Source organism: Hymenobacter sp. NBH84, from assembly GCF_014217645.1.
Taxonomy (GTDB): domain Bacteria; phylum Bacteroidota; class Bacteroidia; order Cytophagales; family Hymenobacteraceae; genus Hymenobacter; species Hymenobacter profundi.
This window is the reverse complement of record NZ_CP043644.1, coordinates 4,264,469-4,287,804: the sequence shown is the minus strand read 5'-3', so window position 1 is coordinate 4,287,804 and position 23,336 is coordinate 4,264,469. Positions and strand designations below refer to the sequence as shown.

Genomic DNA, 23,336 nt, shown 5'->3' with positions numbered 1-23,336 from the left:
TGTGAATGGTTTCCGATGGGCGGCTTCCTTATGGAGCCGCCCGCTTTGTAACAGCGCAAACATATTGCGCTGGGCCTGCGAGTTGTACGGTACAGCGTTACCTTATATTGCACCCTCCGGTTGGTAGCGTAAGAGCCAACTGCTTATCACATATGCTTCTTATTATCGTGTTCTGGGCATGGGCGGCTGGGGTAGGCCTGGGGTTTGGCCTAGGCTTAGAAAAATTGCTGAAACGGATTTGGGGGCCTCTACCTTGCCTGCTAAAAGACAGCCCAGAATTATTAATAGTCGGTGGCTTATCGGTACTAGCGTGGTTAGTAGCAATCCTTAGCTTCGCGCTACCAGTCGCTCTACCTATGCAATTAGGATTAAGCGCTTTATCTAGTGTACTACTCGTCACAAACCGCGTTCGACTGCGCTTATTGCTGCTCACCTACGGTGGTAGTTGGCAAGAAGCGGGGGCCCTTGCTGGCCTGCTGGCCGGAGCGCTGGTGGTACTAATTCTGACACACGCAGCCCAACCACCAACATTTCCTGACTCGGCCCTGTACCATGCGCAGTTTATTCAGTGGATGCATCGCTACCCCCTGGTACCAGGATTAGGTAATCTGCGTGGACAGTTGGCTTTCAACTCACATGCTCACTTATTAACGGCTTTTTTCAGTCCAGCCACCCCCACTTAGCCAAGCTCCAGCATTTCAGCAAACGGTGAGTAGTCTAGGCTTTTTGTTGCTGACCATTCACCACGTACGTCGGGCCGGCAGGCAGCTACGGGTAGGCCCTCGACCCTGGTTGGCCATTTTCTATCTAGGTAGCATACTCCTGCTGCTGATGACGATGCGTCCTTGGATTTCTTCCCCCCTAGCCGATAGCACCGCAGCCGTACTCGGCTTGTTACTACTAGGGCTGTTGCTCGAAACGCCCCGTTTGTCTTCCGCTGGCCTTATTTGGGTAGGCGTAATAGCTGCTACAGCCGTTACTGTAAAGTCATCAGCTGGCACTATGCTGCTGTGGCCGTTGGTGGCGGCTTGGTGGCCCGCACAGGGGCGTTGGCGACGTTTGGGGTTGCTATTGGGTGTCATCGTGCTGGTGCTGCTTCCTTGGGTAGGGCGGAACGTAGGGTTATCAGGCTACCTCGCTTATCCGCTGGCGGGCAGTTTGGGGCCTGTCGTACGCGATTGGGCCGTAACGCCTACCCAACTAACTGCTGATTTAGTAGAGATTCGCCTTTTTGCCCGACGTCCTTTGGGCGACTGGCCCCTGGCAGCGAAGCAGCCCTTAGAGGAGTGGCTACCGTTGTGGTGGATGCAGCAGGAACCAGCTGATAAGCTGCTGCTGCTAGTGGTTGTAGCAGGCATCGGGTTGATAGCAGGATGGCTGGTTTGGCAATTAGTAGCGAAGAAAACTGCTTACAGCGCTTTGATAAAACGCATAGATCTAACACTTTATTTGCTGCTTTTGCTTGGCTGCGGTAGTTGGTTTGTGGCAGCCCCCGCTATGCGTTTTGCTTACGCCTATCTGATTGGGGCTGCTCTGCTGAGCCCGTTGATTATTGCTCGTGAATTGCCCATTCGGTGGAGCCAAATAGCTGGCTGGGGCTTGTGTGCTCTTAGTCTGCTCTACACACTAAACGGCCTGCGCCATGAATTGGCAAAACCGGCCGCCCTAACGGCCCACGTCACTTGGCCAGCCGACTACCCGGAAGTACGCACGCAGGTGGCTGGTCAGATGGGCTCCTACCCTGTACGAACAGGCGCATGGCCCAACAGACGCTGCGGCAACGCCCTACTGCCTTGTACCGATTCGCTGTCACTGGGTCTGCAATTGCGTGGTACTACGCTACGTCAGGGCTTTCGGATGGTGCGATATTAATTATCGCATACATCCTTTTAAAGACACCATATATCAATAGTTTTAAACACAACTACATAGCTTCATTTTAATAGCCAAAAAATGCTGACACAGGAGATAACAGCCCCCTTCCCGCGCTTCCCGAAAAACGCGGAATTTTAAGTTTCGCACAACTGTTTATCTCTTACCAACCGGCCAAGTTTAGTTGCCCATGGGGGCACCTGAATTTGGCCGGTGGCGTATGGAGATACTCGTTATGCAGAACATTATTTTCTTTGGCGACAGCCTCACGGCGGGTTACCAGTTGCCCGGTAGCGCCGCATTTCCTTCACTTATTCAACAGCGTATCAACACGCTTTCCCTACCCTACAAAACCTTTAACTACGGCGTAAGCGGTGAAACCTCCGCTGGTGGTCGGCAACGCATTAGTAGTGTGCTGGCGCGGCAGCCCGTGGATGTATTTGTGCTAGCGCTGGGAGCCAATGATGGCCTGCGTGGTATTCCGCCCCGCGATACCATGCAAAACCTGCAATTCATTTTAGACGAGGTGAGTCGCAGCTACCCACAGGCGCGGCAGGTGCTGGCGGGCCTGGAGTTTCCGTTTGACTTGGGACCGTTGGGTGGGCACCACTTAGGTGCATATGCCACGGAGTTTAAGGCGCTGTTTCGTACGCTGGCCGAGCGTAATCAATTGGCTTTCGTACCCTTCCTGTTGCAGGGTGTGTTGGGCCACCGCAACCTCAACCTTCCTGATGGCGTGCATCCTAACGCGCAGGGCCAGAAAATTCTGGCTGAGAATGTGTGGGAAGTGCTGGAAGGAGTGGTGACATAGGGCGCACGGATAGCATGTACTAAAAAGCGTCTGCCATCCCGACCACAGCGAAGGACCTTCTCATGTTTGAACGAGTCGTTAGTATAACCGTCGTTCTAGTGTGAGAAGGTCCTTCGCTGTGGTCGGGATGACAGACGCTTTTTGTTGTCTTACGATTTACTATTTCACCTTATATAGCTTCTCGTAATACTCAGTAGCCATGCGGTTTGACCCGAACGCAGGCTCTACCTCGTGCATGGCGGTTTTTACGATTTGCAGGAATTTCTTTGGTTCCTGGTAATAGGTAGGTATAGCTTCTTGCTCTAGCACGTCGAGCAGAGCGGTAGCCTCCTGATCATCTTTCACCTTCTCCTCATTCTGCATATCAGCGTGGGGAATCACGAAGCCGTTTTCGCCGTGACGGATGAACTCGGGAATCCAACCGTCGGCGATGCTCAGGTTCACGGAGCCGTTCATGGCGGCCGTCATGCCGCTGGTGCCGCTGGCCTCGCGGGGGTAGCGTGGGGTATTCAGCCACAAATCTGAACCCTTTTTCAGCGCTGCTGATAGACCCAGCTCGTAGCCCGTGAGCACTGCGCAGTTTTTGAACTGGCGGGTAGTTTTGATGATGTTGTTGAAGATGCCAATGGCCCCGAAATCCTTGGGGTAGGGCTTGCCAGCCCAAATCACCTGAATGGGCTGATCCGTATTTTCAATAATGCTGCGGAACCGCTCGAAATCGCGCAGGATGAGGTCGGCGCGCTTATAGGCGGCAAAGCGGCGGGCCCACACCAGCGTCAGCACTTCGGGGTCGAAGAGGTTGCCGGTCTGGTCGGCCACAATCTTGAACAGTTCCTGCTTCAGCTCTTTCTTACGCGCCAGTAAGGCCTCGTCGTTATCAGCTTCTAAGGCCGCGTGCAGGGCCTTGTCGCGCCAGTAGGTGCCGTTTTGGGCGTTGGTGATGGACGTGATGGGGCAGATGCCTTCATAGTGTCCCCACATCTCGTTAGCCACGTCGCCGTGCACTTTCGATACGCCGTTGGCGATGCGTGAGAAGCGGAGGGCCGTGAGCGTGTAGTTGAGCTGGCCGTTTTCGGCACCCGCTACGCGTACGACTTCCTCGGTAGGCACGGGGCCAAAGAAGCTCATTTTGGCGAGGAGCGCCACGGGGTGCTCCTCGTTGCCGGCCAACTCGGGCGTGTGCGTCGTGAACACGAGGTGCTTCTGCACTTCTTCTAGGTTACGACCAAACTTTTTGTAGAGATAGAACGCCAGCGGCAGGCCGTGGCCTTCGTTGAGGTGATACACATCCACCTTACGCTCAATGATATCCAGCAGCTTGCCACCGCCTACCCCCAGCAGAATGCTCTGGGCCACGCGGGCAGCCGTGTCTGGGTCGTAGAGGTGGTGGGAGATGGTGCGCGAGAGGTAGTCGTTTTCCTCGATATCGGTGGTGAGGAAGAACATGGGCGCCGTGCCAAACGTGTCGGGCGCCAGGTAGAGGGCCTTCACGTACACATCGGCATCGTGAATGGTGATGGGGAACACAATGCCCGTATCCTGCAAGAAGGAGTAATACTTGTGGCGGAACTCGGCTTGCATCAGCTGGTTCTGGTCGCGGGTCTGGTCGTAGTAGCCATCCGTCCACAGGATGGCAATGCCTACCAGGTTCTGCTTCAGCTCATACACTGAGCGCATGTGCGAGCCGGCCAGAAAGCCCAGGCCGCCAGAGTAGGTTTTCAGCGCCTGATCGAGCGCGAACTCCATGGAAAAATACGCCGCCGAAGTCTCAAACTCGGGGTTGATAGGGTACATGTTCAGGTCAAATGCCATGAAGAGAAAGTCAGGTGAAAGGAAACAGCCGCTTACCAAGCAGGATAGTTGGCGCGGCTAATATCTACAGATTCTGCCCAATAAAAAGCGGAAGCCAATCTATAGAATTGACTTCCGCTCACAACGGGAGAATAGCCTTCAAGGTTTATGGATGACTTTGGCCACCCATACTTTTGAGCTTATCATAGGTTTGTTGCGACGTTTGATACTGACGCTCTACGGCTTGCTGTACAGGCTGGGGCAGGTCGCCACTGTCGAGAGCTTCTTTGTAGGCTTTCAGAGCCCACTCTTCGCCGTACACGTTGGAATCGAGGATAGCCTTTTCGTCTTTACCGGTTACGGCCGACTTCACATCCATCCAGCCACGGTAGAGCTTGCCTTTGGTGGTGGTGCTATCCTCGCCCTCGCCGCCGTAGTTGCGGGCGAAGCCATTCAGCTCGTCGGCAAACCGCTGGCTCTGGTCGGCCAGCTGCTGGTAATAAGACTTATGTTGCACGTCTTTGGTGTCTTCAGCAGCGGTTTTATATCCTTCGATGCGGTCGTTGACAAATTCGGTCAGCTCGTTAAGCGTACTGGAAACGTTGGAATTAGAAGCCATACTAATCAGAAGGTTAGTAGTGAAAAAATCGAATTACACACTACTTCGCAAACGGCTGATACTACGGGTGGGTTGAGACAGCCCGCAATTTTGCACCTAATACAACCGCAGCCGATTTATGCTCTGTAGAGACGCTGAGGCAATGGTTGCTGTCGGTACGCTGCTTACCCTGGCATAAGGGGTAAGGCGGTACCATCAATCCGTTATTTTACATTGTAAAGCGCTTGCAGATAATGCTTTTCATAACAAAAGCATAACGTCCAGCGGGTGAGGCCGGGAAAAATAGGCTGTAGTTTCGCGGCGCCGAATAGGCTTTTGCGCTCTTCTACCCTTCACTTCCTTTTCATGCACTTCTCTTTTCGCTGGCTGGCTGCTCCTGCGCTGGCTCTCTCGTTGCTGGGCTGCGCCCAGCAGGACACCGACCCTACCCCTACCCTGCTTGCCAGCGTAACGTCGGCCAACGTGGCAGCCACTGGCTTCCCCGAAACCTTCGAAACGGGCACCAAAACCGCCTACTCTACCGGCAGCGTCACGCTGGCATCGGGTAGCTGGACGCTGAACGACGCCCTACTTGGCAACACCACCGCCGACCGCAAAACTGGCAGCCAGTCGGCGCGCGTGCGCAATACCGGCTCGCTCACCATGAACTTCAACACCACTGCCGGGGTAGGCGCCGTTACGGTGCAGCACGCCGTGTATGGCACCGATGGCAGCAGCCAGTGGGAGCTGTGGGCCAGCACTAGCAGCGGCAGCTCCTACACCAAGGTAGGCAGCACCATCACCAGTAGCAGCACCGCCCTCAGCACCGCCTCGTTTGCCGTGAACCTGAGTGGCAGCGTGCGTTTGCAGCTGCGCAAGATTTCTGGCGGCACCAACCGTGTTAACATCGACAACATCACGGTGGAGCAGTACGGCGGCACCACTACGCCCCCGCCTACCACGGGCGGCAAGAAATTTCTGATTGATGCCTCGCACGGCGAGCTGGCCGGCAACGCCGACTGGGTGCTGGACGTGGACAACGGCGCCACACCGCGCTACCCTACCCCCGCAGCCTCGGGCATCACCAGCACCACCGCCGAAACGTACTGGACCGGCGCTATTTCGGCCTGGGGCGTGGCCCTCGTGAAGCTGGGGCACTCTGTGGAGCAGTTGCCCACGGGTACGGCCATCACCTACGGCAACACCTCCAACCCGCAGGACCTAGCCAATTACAACGTATTTGTGGTAGATGAGCCCAATATCATCTTCACGGCGGCTGAAAAAACGGCTATCCTGCGCTTTGTGCAGAACGGCGGAGGCTTGTTTATGATTTCGGACCACGACATCTCAGACCGCAACAACGACGGCTACGACTCGCCCGATATTTGGAACGATCTGATGCAGAATAACTCCGTGAAAACGAACCCATTCGGCTTCAAGGTGAACCTCGACAACATTGTGGAGGACAGTCCTAATGTGCTCAATAGCACCACCAATCCTATTTTGCGCGGTTCGCAGGGCGCTGTGTCGCAGCTTTCTTTTCACAACGGCGCTACCATGACCTTGAGCCCTACCGCCAACAGCACCGTGCAGGGCCTGATCTGGCGCAAGAGCGTGACCCAAAACACCACCAACGTGATGGCGGCCAGCAGCACCTTCGGCACGGGCCGCGTGGTGATTATCGGCGACTCCTCCCCCGCCGACGACGGCACTGGCTCGCCCGGCAACACCGTCTACGACGGTTGGCGCGAGAACGTGAGCCACGCCCGCCTGCACCTCAATGCGTCGCTGTGGTTAGCTAAGGCGCAGTAAGCTATAGCCGCTACTGTATTAAAAAGGAGCTCTGCCGATTGGTAGGGCTCCTTTTTTTGCATCTACCTAGTAACAGATGCGTTGCTGTTGGCCATTGATAGTTGTTGGGTACCGTGAACCACAGTGGCTTTAGTGGCGCTTCTGCACACCTCTGCAGGAAGCAGTATCTTGCATTTCTTTTCCCACACTGCATGAAAATTTCCCACCTACTCCTCGCCGCCCTACTCTGTGGTAGCGCTGCCCCAGTGGCCACTGCCGCCGCTGTTCCTGTGGAAGCTGTCAAGAAGGCTGCTCCCATTGCCCGCATCGACCCTACCTTTTGGTGGGTAGGGATGAAGAACCCCAAGCTGCAACTGCTGGTGCACGGCCCCGGCATTGCCGATAGCAAAGTAGCCCTGGCCGCCTACCCCGGCGTGACGATGGACGGTTTTCAGCGCCTCGAAAGCCCGAATTACCTACTCGTTAACCTCACCATCGGCCCCGATGCCAAACCCGGTAAGCTGAAGCTAAGCTTCGATGGCAAAAGCAAAACGAAATACGAATATGAGCTGCGCGCCCGCGAAACCGGCAAAGGCCGCGTGCAGGGTGTGAATAGCTCCGATTTCATCTATTTCCTGATGCCGGACCGCTTCGCCAACGGCGATACGAAGAACGACATCATCAAAACGGAGCGCGCCCGCACCATTGCCCGCGACTCGATGTACGCCCGCCACGGCGGCGACCTGAAAGGCATTGAGCAGCATTTCGACTACCTGAAATCGATGGGCGTGACGGCCATTTGGCCTACCCCGGTGGTAGAGAACGACATGCCCAAGGCCAGCTACCACGGCTACGCCCTCACCGACTACTACCAGGTAGACCCACGCTACGGCACCAACGAGGAGTATCGGCAGTTTGTGCGCAACGCGCACCAAAACGGCCTAAAGGTGATTCACGACGTGGTACTCAACCACGTGGGTAGCCACAACTACCTGTTCCTCGACCAGCCGGCTAAGGACTGGTTCAACCGCTGGCCTACCTTCACGCGCAGCAACTACAACTCGCAGGCCCTGAACGACCCCTACGGCTCGAAGCGCGACCTGGACCTGTATAACCGGGGCTGGTTTGATACCACCATGCCCGACGTAAACCAGAGTAACCCGCTGGTAGCCACCTATATCATTCAGAATTTTTTGTGGTGGCTGGAGTACACCGGCCTCGACAGCTACCGCATCGACACCTACCCTTACTCCGACCCGCAGTTCCTGATGGCCTGGAACAAGGCGCTGCTGGACGAGTACCCGCAATTGGGCATGTTTGGCGAGGCGTGGGTAGGCAGCACGGCGCAGCAGGCGTTTTTTGCCCAGAACATTTTTCAGCCGGTCGATGGGTTTAAGTCGAACCTACCGGGTGTGCTGGACTTTCAATCGCAGGGCGCCATTTGGGATGCGCTCAAGGAAAAAGGCAACGTAGGCAAGCTCTACGATGCATTGCAGGGCGACTGGATGTACCAGGATGCCACCCGCAACGTGGTATTCATGGACAACCACGACATGAGCCGCGTCTACTCTGTCATCGGCGAAAGTCTACCACGCTTGAAGATGGGCTTTGCCTGGCTGCTGACTACCCGGGGTATTCCGCAGCTCTACTATGGCACTGAGATTCTGATGAAGAACTTCTCGAACCCCGACGGTCTGGTGCGCGCCGACTTCCCCGGCGGCTGGAAAGAAGACAAGCGCAGCGCCTTCACCCAAGCCGGCCGCACGGCCCAGGAAAACGAAGCCTACGAGTACGTGCGCACGCTGGGCACCTACCGCAAGGCGCACCCGGTGCTGCAAACCGGCAAGCTGATGCAGTTCATCCCGCAGGACAACATCTACACCTACTTCCGCTACGACGACCAAGGCAACACGGTGATGGTGATGCTGAATGGCAATGAAGGCGAGAAGTCTGTGGACCTGACCCGCTTCGCGGAGCGGCTCAATGGCTATTCTGCCGCTTCGGACATTATGACAGGCACTACTGTGTCGGATTTGAAAGCGGTGAAAGTACCGGGCTACACGGCGCTGGTGTGGGAGTTGAAGAAATAAGAACGGATGCCGCAAAAGTAGAACCGCATTCTTTGACGCCACCTAATGCCCTTCACCCGTATGAAAACTATCCTGCCAGCCGTAGCCGTTGCGCTTAGCCTGGCCGCCTGTTCCGCTTCCCAATCGCCCCAAGCTACTGTACCTGCCGTGCCGAATACCACTTCCTTAGCCAACGACCCCAACACCACCGCAGAAACGCCCCAGGACCACAAGCTCATCATTTACCAAGTGATGACACGCCTGTTTGGCAACAAGAATACCACCAACAAATTCTATGGCTCGGTGGAGGAAAACGGGGTAGGCAAGTTCAACGACATCACCAACCCGGCCCTGCAAGCCATTAAGCAGCTGGGCGTAACGCACGTGTGGTACACCGGTGTGTTGGAGCACGCCACCATGACCGACTACACCCGCTACGGCATCCCCCTGGACGATGCCGACGTGGTGAAGGGTAGGGCCGGCTCGCCCTACGCCATCCGCGACTACTACGACGTGGCGCCCGACTTGGCTGTGAATGTGCCCCGGCGTATGCAGGAATTCGAAGCCCTGGTGCAGCGCACCCACCAAAACGGCCTGAAGGTGCTCATCGACTTCATCCCGAACCACGTAGCACGCAGCTACAAGTCGGATGTGCGGCCGGCGGGGGTAGTAGACCTGGGCGAGCACGACGACAAAACGCAGGCTTTTAGCCCCAGCAACAACTTCTACTACATTCCGGGTCAGGCGTTTCGGGTGCCGGCGGGCTACAATCCGCTGGGCGATTTGAAAGGCCCCGGCGAGGATAAGAAGTACCAGGAAGTGCCCGCCAAAGCTACCGGCAACGACGTATTCTCGGCCACGCCGACCATCGACGATTGGTTTGAGACCATTAAGCTGAACTATGGCGTCGACTACGCCAACAACCGCCAAACGCACTTCGAGCCCATACCGGATACGTGGCTGAAAATGCGCGATATTCTGCTGTACTGGGCCAAAAAAGACGTGGATGGCTTCCGCTGCGACATGGCCGAGATGGTGCCGGTAGAGTTCTGGGGCTGGGTGATTCCAGAGGTGAAGAAGGTAAAGCCCGACATCATCTTCGCCGCCGAGATCTACAATCCCAAGCAGTACCAGCACTACATTGAGGCAGGCAAGTTCGACTACCTCTACGACAAGGTAGGGCTCTACGACGGTCTGCGCCGCCTGATGTCTGGCCAGGGCACCACCGACGACATCACGCACGTGTGGCGGGAGGAAAGCCGCGGCTTTGCCGGCAACATGCTGCGCTTCCTGGAAAACCACGACGAGCAACGCATTGCCGCTAAGGAGTTTGCCGGCAACCCCCGCGCCGCTATTCCGGCCATGACCGTGACGGCTACCCTCGCCAACGGTCCCGTGATGCTCTACATGGGTCAGGAGGTAGGCGAACCGGGCCGCGGCGCCAGCGGCTTCAGTTCCGACGACGGCCGCACCACCATTTTCGACTATTGGGGCGTGCCCGAACACCAAAAATGGATGAACGGTGGCAAGTTCGACGGTGGTCAGCTCAGCGAAAGCCAGCGCCAGCTACGCAGCTTCTACCAGCGCCTGCTCACGCTCACCAACCAGAGCGACGCCATTCGGCGGGGCCGCTACTACGAGTTGCAGCAAGCCAACCAAAGCAGCTCCGGCTATAATCCGCAGCAACTCTACGCCTACCTGCGCTACACTGACAAGCAGAAGTTGCTGATTGTGGTCAACTTCAGCTCTAGCCAGAGCGCCCAAACGCAGGTACAGATTCCGGCGGCCGCCATGCAGGCGATGGGCCTGGAGGACAGCAACTCCTACACCTACACCGACCTGCTCAACCAAGCGCCCCCCATCGACAATCTGAAGCTGACCGTAGCTCCGCAGAGCGCCTGCATCCTCGAAATAAAAGCGAAATAATAGCTTGCTGCGCCCGTAAACCGTATGCCGGCTTCCTGTTTCAATGGCAGGAAGCCGGCATTTTTGCGTAAAGTGTGTACCTTCAAAGTTGCGTTTGCAAACGATTTCGCGCGACTTTTCAACCCGTTCAATTTTTATGGCAGGTAGCACCGTGGCGGCCCCTTCCGCTACCCACAACAAACCCCGACTCTCCTTCTGGCAAATCTGGAACATGAGCTTCGGCTTCCTGGGCATTCAGTGCGGCTTTGCGCTGCAAAACGCCAACATGAGCCGAATTTTCGAAACCATGGGCGCCAACCCCGACGACCTGGCCTTTCTGTGGCTGGCGGCCCCCATCACGGGGTTGCTGGTGCAGCCGGTTATCGGTTACGTCTCCGACCGCACCTGGAGCCCGCGCTGGGGTAGGCGCCGGCCCTTCTTTCTGATTGGGGCCGTGCTGGCCTCGCTTTCTTTGCTGGTGATGCCCAACGTATCGGCGCTGTGGATGGCTGCGGGTATGCTGTGGATTATGGATTCCAGCATGAACATTTCCATGGAGCCGTTCCGGGCCTTGGTAGGCGACTTGCTACCTTCGGAGCAGCGCACGGCCGGATTTGCGTTTCAAACGTTTCTGATTGGTATTGGGGCCATTATCGGCTCGTCCCTACCCTGGGTGATGACGCATTGGTTCAACGTATCGAACGCGCCGGTGCCGGGCCACATTGCGCCGTCGTTGAAGTACGCCTTCTACATTGGCGGCGGCATCTTCCTGCTAGCTGTGCTCTGGACGGTGTTCAACACCAAAGAATATCCACCGGAAAACCTGGCCGAGTTTGAGGAAGAGAAGCGCCGCACCGCCGGCTTCGCCAACGGGTTCCGTGAGTCGTTTATGGGCATTTTTAACATGCCCCGCACCATGCAGCAGCTGGCGCTGGTGCAGTTTTTTACGTGGTTTGGGCTCTACGCCATGTGGATTTACACCACACCGGCCGTCACTAGCCACATCTACCACACCACCGATACCAGCTCCAAGCTCTACAACGAAGGCGCCGACTGGGTAGGCATTTGCTTTTCGGTATACAGCGGTGTCTCGGCCATTTTTGCGCTGCTGCTACCCTTTGTAGCGCGGGCTACCAGCCGCCGCTTCACGCACATGCTATGCTTGCTGGCTGGCGGCGCTGGCCTGATTTCCATCTTCTTCATTCAAAACCCTACCCTGCTCATTCTGTCGATGGTAGGCGTGGGCATTGGCTGGGCCAGTATTCTGTCGATGCCCTACGCCATGCTGGCCGGGGCGCTGCCCGCCAACCGCATGGGGTACTACATGGGCGTGTTCAACTTCTTTATTGTGATTCCGCAGAGCATTGCGGGCCTAGTGTTGGGGCCGCTCACCAAGCACTTGTTTCACGGCGAAACGGTGTATACGCTGGCGCTGGGCGGCGCATCGCTGCTCATTGCCGGCTTGCTGTCGTTGCGCGTAGATGATGCTGATGACGTGCGCGCCGTAGGCGCGGAACCCGTAACCCTACCCGCCACCGCCTATGAAGCCCCGGTAGAATTGGACCCACGCACGTAACTCGGTCGCCTCAAACAACTGTTGAGCACGGAAAAGGGCCCGGTCTTTCAATAGCTGAAAGACCGGGCCCTTTTCCGTGCTCTTGCCCTTGCAGCCCTACGGGGTAGGATGTGTCTGTTTAGCTCGTATCTTCCGACACGTTTTTACAGCAATTCATCTTTATTTTTTCCTGCATGATTCGGAAACAGCTTTGGCTATTGGGCCTGGGTACTACGCTGGCTATGCAGCCAGCCGTGGCTCAGAAGAAGACGCCCGTTACAACACCTAAACCTCCTACCGTAAAAGCTCCTACCAAAGCTACTAGCGGTAGCGCCAAGCTAGTAGAGAAAGTAACCCGCAAAGGCAACGAGCTGGTAATTCCCTACGAGAAGTACGTGCTGCCCAACGGCCTCACGGTGGTAGTCGCCGAAGATCATTCTGACCCGCTGGTGCACGTAGACGTGACCTACCACGTAGGCTCTGCCAGGGAGCAGATTGGCAAGTCGGGCTTTGCGCACTTCTTCGAGCATATGATGTTCCAGGGCTCCGACCACGTGGGCGACGAGCAGCATTTCAAAACCGTAACGGCCGCCGGCGGGACCCTCAACGGCTCTACCAACCGCGACCGGACCAACTACTACGAAACCGTACCCAGCAATCAGCTCGAAACCGCGCTGTGGCTGGAAGCCGACCGCATGGGCTTCCTGCTGGATGCCGTGACGCAAAAGAAGTTTGAAGTACAGCGCGCTACCGTAAAAAACGAGCGCGGTCAGAACTACGACAACCGCCCCTATGGCCTAGCCCAGGAGCAGATTGCCAAAACGCTTTACCCCTATGGTCACCCCTATAGCTGGCTTACCATTGGCTACCTCGAAGACCTGGACCGCTCGGACGTAAACGATCTGAAGAACTTCTTTCTGCGCTGGTATGGCCCCAACAACGCTACCCTCACGGTAGGTGGCGACGTGAAAGCTGCCGAAGTAGTGAAACTGGCTGAGAAGTACTTCGGCCCCATCAAGCGCGGCCCCGAGGTGAAAGAGCAGAGCTTGCCTGCACCCGTGCTCAACCAGGACCGCTACGTGAGCTACGAGGACAACGTGCGCTTCCCGATGCTGCAAATGGTATTCCCCACCGTGCCCCACGGTCACCCCGATGAGGTAGCGCTGGATGCCATGGCCGAGATTATTGGCGGCGGCAAAACGTCGCTGGTATACAAGAATCTGGTAAAAGCACAGAAAGCCGTGCAGGCGCAAGCCTACCAAAGCAACTCGGAGCTGGCCGGCGAGTTTGTGATGCTAGCCATCAGCTACCCCGGCAAAGGGCTGGACAGCACGCAAGCGCTGTTCCGCAAAACCCTAACGGAGTTTGAGAAAACTGGCGTGACCGACGAGCAGGTGGCCCGTTTCAAGGCCAGCACCGAAGCCAACGTGGTGAACAGCCTGAGCAGTGTGGCGGGCAAGGTGAGCCAACTGGCTGCCTACCAGACTTACGAGGGCAACCCCAACCAGTTGCCCGTGGAAATGCGTCGCCTGCGCGCCGTCACTAAAGCCGATGTGCAGCGCGTGTACGACAAGTACATCCGCGGCAAGCACGCTGTGATTCTGAGTGTGTTGCCGAAAGGCCAGATGGCCCTGGCCGCTGGCAAAGACAACTACACCGTATCGCAGGCGGGCTACAAAGCGCCCAACTACGGGTACGAGGGCCTGAAATACGTGAAGGCCACCGACACGTTCGACCGCAACAAGCAGCCGGCCTCCGGTGCCAACCCCGTTGTGAAGGTGCCCACTATCTGGCAGGATCAGTTTGACAATGGCCTGCGCCTGATTGGCACCAAAAACACGGAAATCCCGACGGTGACCATGCTGATGACCATCCGGGGCGGACACCGCCTGGAGCAGCAAAACCGCAACAAAGCCGGGGGTAGCAGCCCTCACGGCCCAAATGTTGAATGAAGGCTCGGAGAAGTATACCAGCGAGGAGTTCTCGGCCGCCCTCGACCGCTTGGGCAGCACCGTGAGCGTATATTCTGGTGACGACAATACTACGGTGTACGTGCAGTCGCTCACCAAAAACTTGCCTGCTACCATGGCCCTGCTGGAGCAGCGCCTGCTGCACCCGCGCTTCGACCAGGCTGATTTTGACCGCTTGAAAAAGCAGACGCTGGAGGGCATTGCCAACCAGACCACCCAGCCCGTAGTCATTGCCAACAACGCTTATTCACGCCTACTCTACAGCCCCGGCGATATTATGTCGGTGCCGGTGAGCGGCACCACGGCCACCGTCTCGGAGCTGACGCTGGACGACGTGAAGCAGTTTTATCAGCAGAACTACGCGCCCAACGTGAGCTACGTGACGGCTGTGGGTGATGTGGACGAAGCCACCGTGGAAAAGTCGCTGGCCTTCCTGAAAGCCTGGCCGCGCAAAGGCGTAACCATTCCGCCCGGCGAAAGAACCCAGCAGCCCGACAAAACCCGCATCTACTTCATCAATAAAGATGGCGCGGCGCAATCGGAAATTCGGGTGGGCTACCTCACCCCCCTCACCTACGACGCTACCGGCGACTACTACCGCGCCTACCTGGCCAACTACCTGCTGGGTGGTGCCTTCAACTCGCGCATCAACCTAAACCTGCGCGAGGACAAGGGCTACACCTATGGTGCCCGCTCGGGCTTCCAGGGTACGCGCTACATCGGCCCCTACACGGCCTCGGCTGGCGTGCGCGCTGATGCTACGGCCGCTTCGGTGAAGGAGTTTATGAAGGAAATCACCAACTACCGCAACGGTATTACCGACGAGGAATTGGCCTTCCTGCAATCCTCCGTAGGTCAAAGCGACGCCTTGCGCTACGAAACCGGCCAGCAAAAAGCTGGCTTCCTGTCGCGCCTGGTAGAGTATGACCTGGCTCCCGACTACGTAACCAAGCAAAGCGAAATCCTGAAGAACCTGACGAAGGAAGACGTGCTGGCCTCGGCCCAGAAATACCTACCCGCCGATAAGATGTACATCGTAGTGGTAGGCGACCGGACCAAGGCTTTCCCCGGTCTGGCAGAGTTAGGCTACGATGTAGTAGAACTGGATGCCAACGGCCAGCGCGTGACTCCCACTGCTACCCCCGCCCCCACAGCCGAGGCTCCGGCCACTACCGCACCGGCCGTCGATACGGACATCACCGTGAAAGAAGGTCGGCGCAAAGCCAAAGCCAAGGACGAGAAAGGCCGCAAGATCAAAGTGAAGCACAAAGCCGGCGACGAGAAAACAGACGCCGGGCAATAGATTGCCTGTGGTTGCAAACGAAAGCGCCCGGTTTCCAAGGAAGCCGGGCGCTTTCGTTTGCATCTCGCTTGTCCCTTTCAGCAGCTGGATGACACCATAGCATCAACCAATATCTCGTAGCTTTGACGCTAAAGCGGCGCTTGACTGCTCGTCTGCTATATCTGTTTTGCCTTTCTTTATTTTTCGCAGTGTTATGAAGATTTCTATTGTTATACCTGCCTACAACGAAGAGGAAAACCTGCCGGAGGTAGCGGCTCGCATCAAGGAAAACCTAACGGGCCGATACGAGCGGGAGTTGATTTTTGTGGACGACGGCAGCCGCGACGATACCCAACGGGTTCTACGCGAGTTGCACAGCCAGGACCCTGAGATTCACTACGTGGCTCTTTCTCGCAATTTCGGGCACCAAAGTGCGTTGCGTGCCGGTCTGGACTATGCCACCGGTGACTGTATCATCTCCCTGGACGCCGATATGCAGCACCCCCCCCAGCTATTGCCCGAGCTAATTGGGCATTGGTTGGCCGGATATGATATTGTATATACTCAACGAGAAGATGACGAGAAGCTGTCGTGGTTTAAACGGAGCACGTCGAATGCTTTCTACGGCCTGATGAACTCGTTGTCGAGCGTGAGCTTCGAGCCGGGTACGGCCGACTACCGCCTCATTGACCGGCGCGTAGCCGACGTAGTGCGTAACAGCCCCGATGTGGAACTTTTTCTGCGTGGCTTTATTCACTGGGTAGGATTTCGGCGGAAGAAGGTAGCGTACACGCCGGCGGCCCGCTTCCGGGGCAAAACAAAGTACACCCTACACAAGATGGTAAAGCTGGCCCTCAACGGGGTGACCTCCTTTAGCGTTCGGCCCTTGCACCTTGCTACTCTGGCCGGGGCAGTAGTATCAGCCTTGGCTTTCAGCTATGCCTTCTATGCACTGTACATTTTGCTATTCACGGATGACGCTGTGCCGGGTTGGACCTCTACCCTCGTGAGCGTGTTATTTATCGGTGGCATCCAACTTCTGGTGCTAGGCATCATGGGTGAATACTTAGGGCGCTTGTTTGTGCAGTCGAAGCAACGCCCGCCTTATCTCGTGAGCGAGACGGATGGTGGTTTACCTGTACCTCCCCCTCGTGGCTCTGTAACGCCTGACACGACGCCCCGTTCTCCACACTCTACCCCTATTTAGTTTTGGAGCTCAGAAAGCAAAGTATTCATTGAAACAACTATGTGTATATTGCAACTAGTTGAAATTAAAGCATTAACACCTTTTAAAGAGTGCATTTCACGACTTAAATGAGGTAAAAGCTTATTCAATCACAAGTATCTGTATTTGCTTGTATTATGACGCAATAAGACTTGCTTACTTCCTAAGCCCCCATATTTTTACTAGTAGACTCGTTGCTCAACGTACACCTCTACTCTACAGATTTGTCATTCCGCAATGTCACATCGTCCAAGAAAATGGCTTTGTCGCCGCCAGTGCGCCATAAATAGATCGAAAGCCGATTAGTGTCATCTGCTTCTGCTGGTATCGTAAGTTCTCTCGATACATTTACCCAACGACCATATTCCCCCTTTACTTCCTTTTGCAGATTAATTCCTTCCCAAAGCATATTTCCCGGTTTTGCGCCCTGGTTGGAAATAGAAATCACTAGTGTAGCTTGTGCCTGTGCATCGGGCACAAAGACCCATGCATTGACTTTCATTTTGCTAATGCGTGTATCGTGCAGATCACCTAGTGTGGAGCGGTAAGTAAGGCTATACTCATGTTGTGGATCAACCTTCGTTGAATACAGTCCAGAATGAGATTGTTCCCGACTCAGTAAATCACTTTGTGAGGCAGGAAGCCAGCCGTAAAGTGTTTCAAAGCTGGTAGTCATGAGTGTGCTCTCATCAACAACTGCTTTATCACTGCATCCCACCAAAGCAAATAATACTGCGCAGAAGAAAAAACGTTTCATAAGGTGAAAATAGAAGCAGAGGGAGCTTGTTGATGTAATTGTATTTGATACGTAGAGCTGGCTTACCAGAGTTCCGTCAGAGTAATGTCATCCATGTACACTGGCTGCTTCGCGTAGCCTAACCATAGATATACTACTAACTCACTATCGGCGTGAATATCAGCGGGCAAGTCTATGCTGCGACTTACCTTCTTCCATTTTTGAAAATGAATTGGGCTACTATTCGCTAAGTACACGTTTTTGGTAAAGACAGGGTGTTCTCGGTCGTTTGGATGAGTGATGGCTACTACAATCATGGCATCATCAGCAGACCTTGGCACCCATACCCAAGCGCTGATTGTGAGGCGTCGTGGTCGGTGTTTGACTAGCGTTCCTAACGGCACTCGATACGTAGGCGAATAGGGCTCTGCAATGTTAACCCGGACAGCATAGTGCCCCGTATGTGCTTTCTCCGTCACTATTGTAGCTGGTCGCTCACCGTGCCAACCTCCTAGCTCCTCGAAGCTATTGTGCATCAACTCACGCTCCTCCAATTTCTGACGGCCATCTTTAGGCTGACAGCTTATCAGCAGCATTACTGCTGCGAGTAATCCTATTAGCCCGCTAGTAGCGTAGTAATTTATTTGGCCGGTCATTTTTCTAAGCGTCTGCATCCATATACTGCTACCACGAACGGCTCATATCGCGGCGACGCAGTACAACACCCGGCCGCCTAGCTACTATTGTAAATTCCTGCGCCAGACCAGCATGGATAGGCGCCAGCTGCGCGTAGGTTTCCGGGCGCATGATCAGGTATTCCAGACTATCGGCGCTCATCGGATTTAGAAAGTCAGCAGGCGACAGCGCGCTCGGATCACTTGGCTTCCATGCAATGCCGCGGCGGTCGAAGTAAATCTGCGGGGTATTAACGGCTTCTTCTAGAATGAGTACTCGGGCAGTAGGTGATACTCCTGCTTGCTTCAATTCAGCTGCTCCACCCCGCATCCAGATATGTGAGTAGTAGAGAGAAAAGGGTGGGTAGTTATCACTCATGCGCCGATTAAAGCGCTTATAGCCAGACACTACAAAAAAAATCCCCAGTATTCCCAACCCGATGGATGTAGCATAGCGCATTCGTCCTACGTAGCGCCCTATATTCAGTAAGGCGACTACTAGTAGTAATACTGTCGGTGGTCCGAAGGAGCAAATCATATGATAGTCGTGTCCCCCAAGGCCGCCACCCATCACTTGTACAAATAGGTAGGCAATACCAATGGACAGTAGCAACAGCAAAGTGAGAGGTAAGTAGCGCCGTAAAGTTGGTCGTATGAAGACAAACAGTAGTACGATACAAACCGCTAGTGTAAAATAGTGTACGCGAGTGAGATACTCCGTCAACCAGTCCCTACGTATTGACTGTACGATAGCATGCCAGGCATCCGGGTCAGCAACTGGGTTGGGGTTGGCAATAAATTGCCATGACTGATAGGTAGTATTTAAGTGTTGATTATGTAGAAAAAAGAAGCCGATAAGTCCTACGCCACTTACTGCCCATATAACTAGTTCCAAGCGCTGCCGCTGCTGTAGTAGCTGCATATCTACAAAAGCCCATAGCATAGTGATGCCGACTACCGCCCCGAAATGCAGTGCCGTAGTTGTTTTAATTAAGCCCGCCAAAACAAGTAGGCTCAATGCTATGCGCAAGTCTGGAAAGCGTCGTTGCTCAAAAAAGCGCAGCCAGTAATAATAACCGATGAAGCTTAGGCTCAAACTAAACGGATCGGGCACGAAGTTGCCCGCATAAAATGCATATGTAGGCGAAGCGAATAGGAAAGCAGCCGGTAGTAGTCCAGCAACAAAATGCCCGGTTCGATCATAAATTAGGCGAAATAGGTAAAAGAAGCCGACCGTTACCATTAGCACATCCAGCGTGCGAAAGCAGCCACTGATGGCATCGCGACCAAATATGACTCCGCCTAATGCTGCCAGATAGGCCGGTAGTGGAAATTCTACCCCTGTTACACCATCAATAGATGTTAGGCTGGAAGTACGTGGCGTTAAAAAATGAAAGCCGTAGTCGTAGAAATTGATGGCCAGTGCTAGTCTGTCTGACTGCGCCCAAGTATGAACTCCGGTAGGCAACTCGTGCAGGTAAGGAACGTAGAAAAGGGCACTAGTTGCCAGCAATAAAACAGCGGCGGCTATATGATATGGATGCTTTAGCGCCGCTTTATTGGCAGCGGCAAAGGAAGTAAAGGCCAAAGCGGAAAGGTTATGTTAGAAGGTATCTGCAAAAATAACGATGTAGAACTAGCGTTGAAGCTATATCCTGAAAGCAGGTTTAGAGCCTTATAAACTAAGCATCATCCCAAGCAGACGACAAAGAGTAGAGAGATACTCAGCATCAAGTAGTTTAGCACTACTCTTCTTCGCTGATTATCAAATCATCTAAGTACAATGAATTATCGTTGCCATTCCGCTGCCAGAGGTATAGCTTTAGTACATCATCTGATGTGAGTTGCGGACTCATCATCACTTTTTGATCCAAGTGTTGCCAGCTTTTGTAACCTTTTACTGTATTAGCCAACTGAATACCCTCCCAAGATACAACGCCTTTGGAGTTAACAGCAGTTATCACTAATGTGGTATTATTGGTCTCTTCCGGCACCCATACCCAAGCTTGCACTCGCAACTTTCGTGGCTTGGTGAGGCTAAGTTGGTCAAACGGTGCCGAAAAGGTTAGACTATAGTCAACGCCTGGACCAGCTTTCAGAGAAAACTGTCCGCTATGGGCCCTTTCTTGCGTTAAAGAAGCAGTATACTCTCCACCACTCCACCTCTGCAGGTCGTCAAAGTCTTGGTGTATCCATTCTTTCTGACCAGAGCCTACCGGTGGCACGTTGGCCGCACGCTTACAGCCAGCAAGTAGGCCTAGTAATCCTAGCATCAGAAGGCAATACGACGTAGACATATTAAAGCTGATGTTGTATAAAACCAGGGATAAAAAGAACTGAAATTTCACCACTTCACCGGCCGTTGCAAGGGTTGTAAGATGGCGCTTTGATCTTCTATATTCACCTCCCGGAACGGCGTCAATAAGGCTGGGTTTTGCTGCTTTATCTGGTCTAGCAGATCCCGACGCATAATTAAGTATTCTAAGCGACGGCCAGCCATTAAGCGCAATACTGTATCCGCCGTAATTTTGCCGATATCAGGGTTCCATACAATACCAGGTCGGTTGAAGTGGATAAGCGCTAGATTGGATGGGCCTTCCCCCATCACCAAAATAAAAGACGACTCCGGCACACCCAGCTTTCGTAGCTTTTCTGCCCCACCCAACTCCCATCTATATACGTAGCCCTCACTGTAAGGACTGTACGGCTCGTGCATACGAGCCCGGTGGTGGCGTAGTCCTGCCACCGTGGGAGCTACAGTTGCCACTAGCAGCAAGACTGTGATCAGCAAGCGTCCTCGTTCTCCGCTAATTTTGCATAGGATCCACAATGCGCTGCACAACACCATCATCAGCAGCGGAAATAGAGGCGCAATGATGTAGTAGTCATGTGGCACTAGCTGGATACCCAGCAGCAGATACATGATAGTGATACCGAGCAACGTTACTCCAAATAACGCCAGCAGTGGTAGGTAGGCAGAAGCATGCCGCCATTGCACTATGGCATAAACGACCAGCAGCCCCCAGCTAATTTTCAGCAAGGCATAATCGACGTGAGTGAAATATTCCGATATCCAACCAATCCATATTTTCGTCCATATGGCTCGGTGAGCGGGCCAACTACTGATAGGTAGCGTTGTATTCAGAAATAATCCGCTGCCGTACGCCTTATTCAGGTGCTCGTGGTACAGAAAGTAACCTATCAAGGCCAGCACCACTAACATTATCATTCCTAGAAACTGCACCTTCTGCCGGGCAGTGAACAAGGTAGGCCAGAAGTAGGAAATTAATACAATGACGCCGGTGAACGCGAAGAAATATACGCCGGAGGTGACCTTCACCAGCATAGCTAGTCCCGCTAGGACCGTGGCTACTATCAGATGTCGAAACTGCCGGTCGCGGTAGTAAAAACGCCAATAGTGATAAATAGCTACGAATAAAAGAGAGGCGCTGAATGGGTCGGGCGTGTAGTTACCGGAGTAGTAAATAAATATGGGTGACCCTAGCAGAAACGCTGCTGGCACTAGGCCAGCCACGAAATTGCCCGTGCTTTCATACATCAACCGAAATAGGTAATAGAAACCAACTACCATCATCGCCAGATCCAAGCAACGGAAGGCCACTGTGATATGCTGCCGCCCCACCAACAGCCCAAACAAGCTGGCTATATAAGCTTGTAATGGCAATTCGGTCCCAGTTACCCGGTCTACCGTTACCAAGGATAGCGTGCGTGGGTGAAAGAAATCAAATTGGTAATCGTAATATCCTAGCGCCAGCGCTAAACGGTCCGACTGTGCCCATTCGTGTAAGCCACGAGGAAGCCAACTTAGATATGGTGCGTTAAATACCAGTGCAAGCCCGATAAAGAGACATACAGCAATGCTTTGATATAACTTTTCTTTTCGTAAGGAGTCTGTTCTCTCAGATAATAACATGTACATAAATGTTGCGCCGAAACAAATATAGGTCGATTAGCGAACTACAGGCAGTGGCTTTCAAGTAGAACCGAGTAGGAGCTTTTGCATCCTCCTATCTTTGTGATCTATACTTGGTAAGCTTGCTCCCTCATGAACCTATCGATTATCATCCCTATCTATAATGAGGAAGACAACATCCAGATACTTTACGACCGGCTGAATGGCGTACTAGCTTCACTTGGCCGTTCCTACGAACTCATCTTTGTCAACGACGGCTCCCGCGACCAGTCGCTGCGCCTGATTAAGGCTCTTACGGAGCGCGACACGCGCGTACGCTACATTGATTTCAGCCGCAACTTCGGGCACCAGATTGCCGTCACGGCCGGATTGGACTTGTCGCAGGGCGAAGCGGTAGTCATTATCGACGCCGATTTACAGGACCCGCCGGAGCTGATTCCGCAGCTCTACCAGAAACTGCACGAAGGCTACGAGGTAGTATATGCCCGCCGCCGCTCGCGCCAGGGCGAAAGCGCCGCCAAGAAGTTCACGGCCAAACTGTTTTATCGTATTCTGACCAACATCACCAACATTTCCATTCCTGTGGATACCGGTGATTTTCGCATTGTATCCCGTAAGGTAGTGGATGCGCTCAAGCAGATGCCGGAGCAAAACAAGTTTATTCGTGGGCAGATTTCTTGGATTGGCTACCGCCAGACCTACCTCGAATACGACCGGGCCGAGCGGGCCGGTGGTGCCACTGGCTACACCTATAGCAAGATGATTCGGCTGGCATTAGACGGCATCACGGGCTTCTCCGATGCGCCGCTTAAGTTTGCGACCATCAGCGGGTTTGTAGTATCGGGCATTGCCTTTGTGGTCGTCCTCTACACGCTATACGAGCGGTTTGTAGTGCACGACTACCAACCGGGCTGGGCCTCGCTGATGGTAAGTATCCTGTTTCTGGGTGGCGTGCAGCTAATTGCTGTCGGGATTATTGGTGAATATTTGTCGCGGTTGTCGGCCAACGTGCGCCAGCGCCCGCTTTACATTATTTCCGATACCAATATTCCAGTTACCAGCGTTGCTCCTGCCGCTAGTCCTGCTACGCATCCGGGTCCTGTTTTTCCAACGTAGCCAGTAG

General features: G+C 54.4%; 17 protein-coding genes. 11 read left to right on the top strand and 6 right to left on the bottom strand.

Annotation, left to right across the window (positions count from 1 at the left end):
* The first annotated feature begins 5 nt into the window (after positions 1-5).
* The 3 genes from F1C16_RS23395 (at position 6) to F1C16_RS17965 (ending at position 2,683) form a co-directional block, all read left to right on the top strand.
* Entirely contained in the window at positions 6-683 is a 678-nt protein-coding gene (locus F1C16_RS23395; protein WP_374940585.1) for an LIC_10190 family membrane protein, read from the top strand.
* A 25-nt stretch (positions 684-708) separates the two neighbouring features.
* A complete protein-coding gene (locus F1C16_RS17970; protein ID WP_374940584.1) occupies positions 709-1,872 on the top strand; it encodes a hypothetical protein in 1,164 nt (387 codons plus the stop codon).
* 220 nt (positions 1,873-2,092) lie between these two features.
* Positions 2,093-2,683 (top strand): arylesterase, encoded by a 591-nt coding sequence (locus tag F1C16_RS17965; RefSeq protein WP_258048956.1) that lies wholly within the window; start codon positions 2,093-2,095, stop codon positions 2,681-2,683.
* Positions 2,684-2,842: 159 nt separating this feature from the next.
* On the opposite strand, the gene glgP is transcribed toward F1C16_RS17965, so the two are convergent.
* Together glgP and F1C16_RS17955 are read right to left on the bottom strand one after the other, a co-directional pair.
* Positions 2,843-4,495 (bottom strand): alpha-glucan family phosphorylase, encoded by a 1,653-nt coding sequence (gene glgP, locus F1C16_RS17960; protein WP_185281964.1) that lies wholly within the window; start codon positions 4,493-4,495, stop codon positions 2,843-2,845.
* A 145-nt stretch (positions 4,496-4,640) separates the two neighbouring features.
* Complete coding sequence (locus F1C16_RS17955) at positions 4,641-5,093, bottom strand: PA2169 family four-helix-bundle protein (protein ID WP_185281963.1); 453 nt, start codon at positions 5,091-5,093, stop codon at positions 4,641-4,643.
* Between the two features lie 345 nt (positions 5,094-5,438).
* Here F1C16_RS17955 and F1C16_RS17950 point away from each other — a divergent pair, with 345 nt between their 5' ends.
* From F1C16_RS17950 to F1C16_RS17925, 7 genes are all read left to right on the top strand, one after another.
* Positions 5,439-6,884: a hydrolase gene (locus tag F1C16_RS17950; protein WP_185281962.1), complete on the top strand. Its 1,446-nt coding sequence runs from the start codon at positions 5,439-5,441 to the stop codon at positions 6,882-6,884.
* A gap of 191 nt (positions 6,885-7,075) precedes the next feature.
* On the top strand, positions 7,076-8,953 hold the full coding sequence (locus tag F1C16_RS17945) for a glycoside hydrolase family 13 protein (protein WP_185281961.1): 1,878 nt from the start codon (positions 7,076-7,078) through the stop codon (positions 8,951-8,953).
* 60 nt (positions 8,954-9,013) lie between these two features.
* Positions 9,014-10,858: an alpha-amylase family glycosyl hydrolase gene (locus F1C16_RS17940; RefSeq protein WP_185281960.1), complete on the top strand. Its 1,845-nt coding sequence runs from the start codon at positions 9,014-9,016 to the stop codon at positions 10,856-10,858.
* Between the two features lie 136 nt (positions 10,859-10,994).
* Positions 10,995-12,413, top strand: a complete 1,419-nt coding sequence (locus tag F1C16_RS17935; RefSeq protein WP_208309376.1) for an MFS transporter — start codon at positions 10,995-10,997, stop codon at positions 12,411-12,413.
* Between the two features lie 173 nt (positions 12,414-12,586).
* A complete protein-coding gene (locus F1C16_RS23115; RefSeq protein ID WP_258048955.1) occupies positions 12,587-14,344 on the top strand; it encodes a pitrilysin family protein in 1,758 nt (585 codons plus the stop codon).
* On the top strand, positions 14,334-15,665 hold the full coding sequence (locus tag F1C16_RS23110) for a pitrilysin family protein (RefSeq protein WP_258048954.1): 1,332 nt from the start codon (positions 14,334-14,336) through the stop codon (positions 15,663-15,665). Before F1C16_RS23115 ends, F1C16_RS23110 begins: the two co-directional genes overlap by 11 nt.
* Before the next feature lie 193 nt (positions 15,666-15,858).
* Positions 15,859-16,851 (top strand): glycosyltransferase family 2 protein, encoded by a 993-nt coding sequence (locus F1C16_RS17925; RefSeq protein ID WP_185281959.1) that lies wholly within the window; start codon positions 15,859-15,861, stop codon positions 16,849-16,851.
* A gap of 229 nt (positions 16,852-17,080) precedes the next feature.
* Here the strand turns inward: F1C16_RS17925 and F1C16_RS17920 are convergent, their stop codons facing one another.
* The 4 genes from F1C16_RS17920 to F1C16_RS17905 all read right to left on the bottom strand — a co-directional run bounded on the left by F1C16_RS17920 (position 17,081) and on the right by F1C16_RS17905 (position 22,213).
* The gene (locus F1C16_RS17920) at positions 17,081-17,626 is read right to left on the bottom strand and encodes a hypothetical protein (protein ID WP_185281958.1); all 546 of its coding nucleotides are present in this window, start codon (positions 17,624-17,626) and stop codon (positions 17,081-17,083) included.
* Positions 17,627-18,289: 663 nt separating this feature from the next.
* Positions 18,290-19,867 carry a glycosyltransferase family 39 protein gene (locus F1C16_RS17915; RefSeq protein WP_185281957.1) on the bottom strand — a complete coding sequence of 526 codons (1,578 nt, stop codon included), beginning with the start codon at positions 19,865-19,867 and terminating at the stop codon, positions 18,290-18,292.
* A 157-nt stretch (positions 19,868-20,024) separates the two neighbouring features.
* Entirely contained in the window at positions 20,025-20,627 is a 603-nt protein-coding gene (locus tag F1C16_RS17910; protein WP_185281956.1) for a hypothetical protein, read from the bottom strand.
* A complete protein-coding gene (locus F1C16_RS17905; RefSeq protein WP_185281955.1) occupies positions 20,624-22,213 on the bottom strand; it encodes a glycosyltransferase family 39 protein in 1,590 nt (529 codons plus the stop codon). Before F1C16_RS17905 ends, F1C16_RS17910 begins: the two co-directional genes overlap by 4 nt.
* Before the next feature lie 132 nt (positions 22,214-22,345).
* Here F1C16_RS17905 and F1C16_RS17900 point away from each other — a divergent pair, with 132 nt between their 5' ends.
* A complete protein-coding gene (locus F1C16_RS17900; RefSeq protein ID WP_185281954.1) occupies positions 22,346-23,329 on the top strand; it encodes a glycosyltransferase family 2 protein in 984 nt (327 codons plus the stop codon).
* Positions 23,330-23,336: the final 7 nt, after the last annotated feature.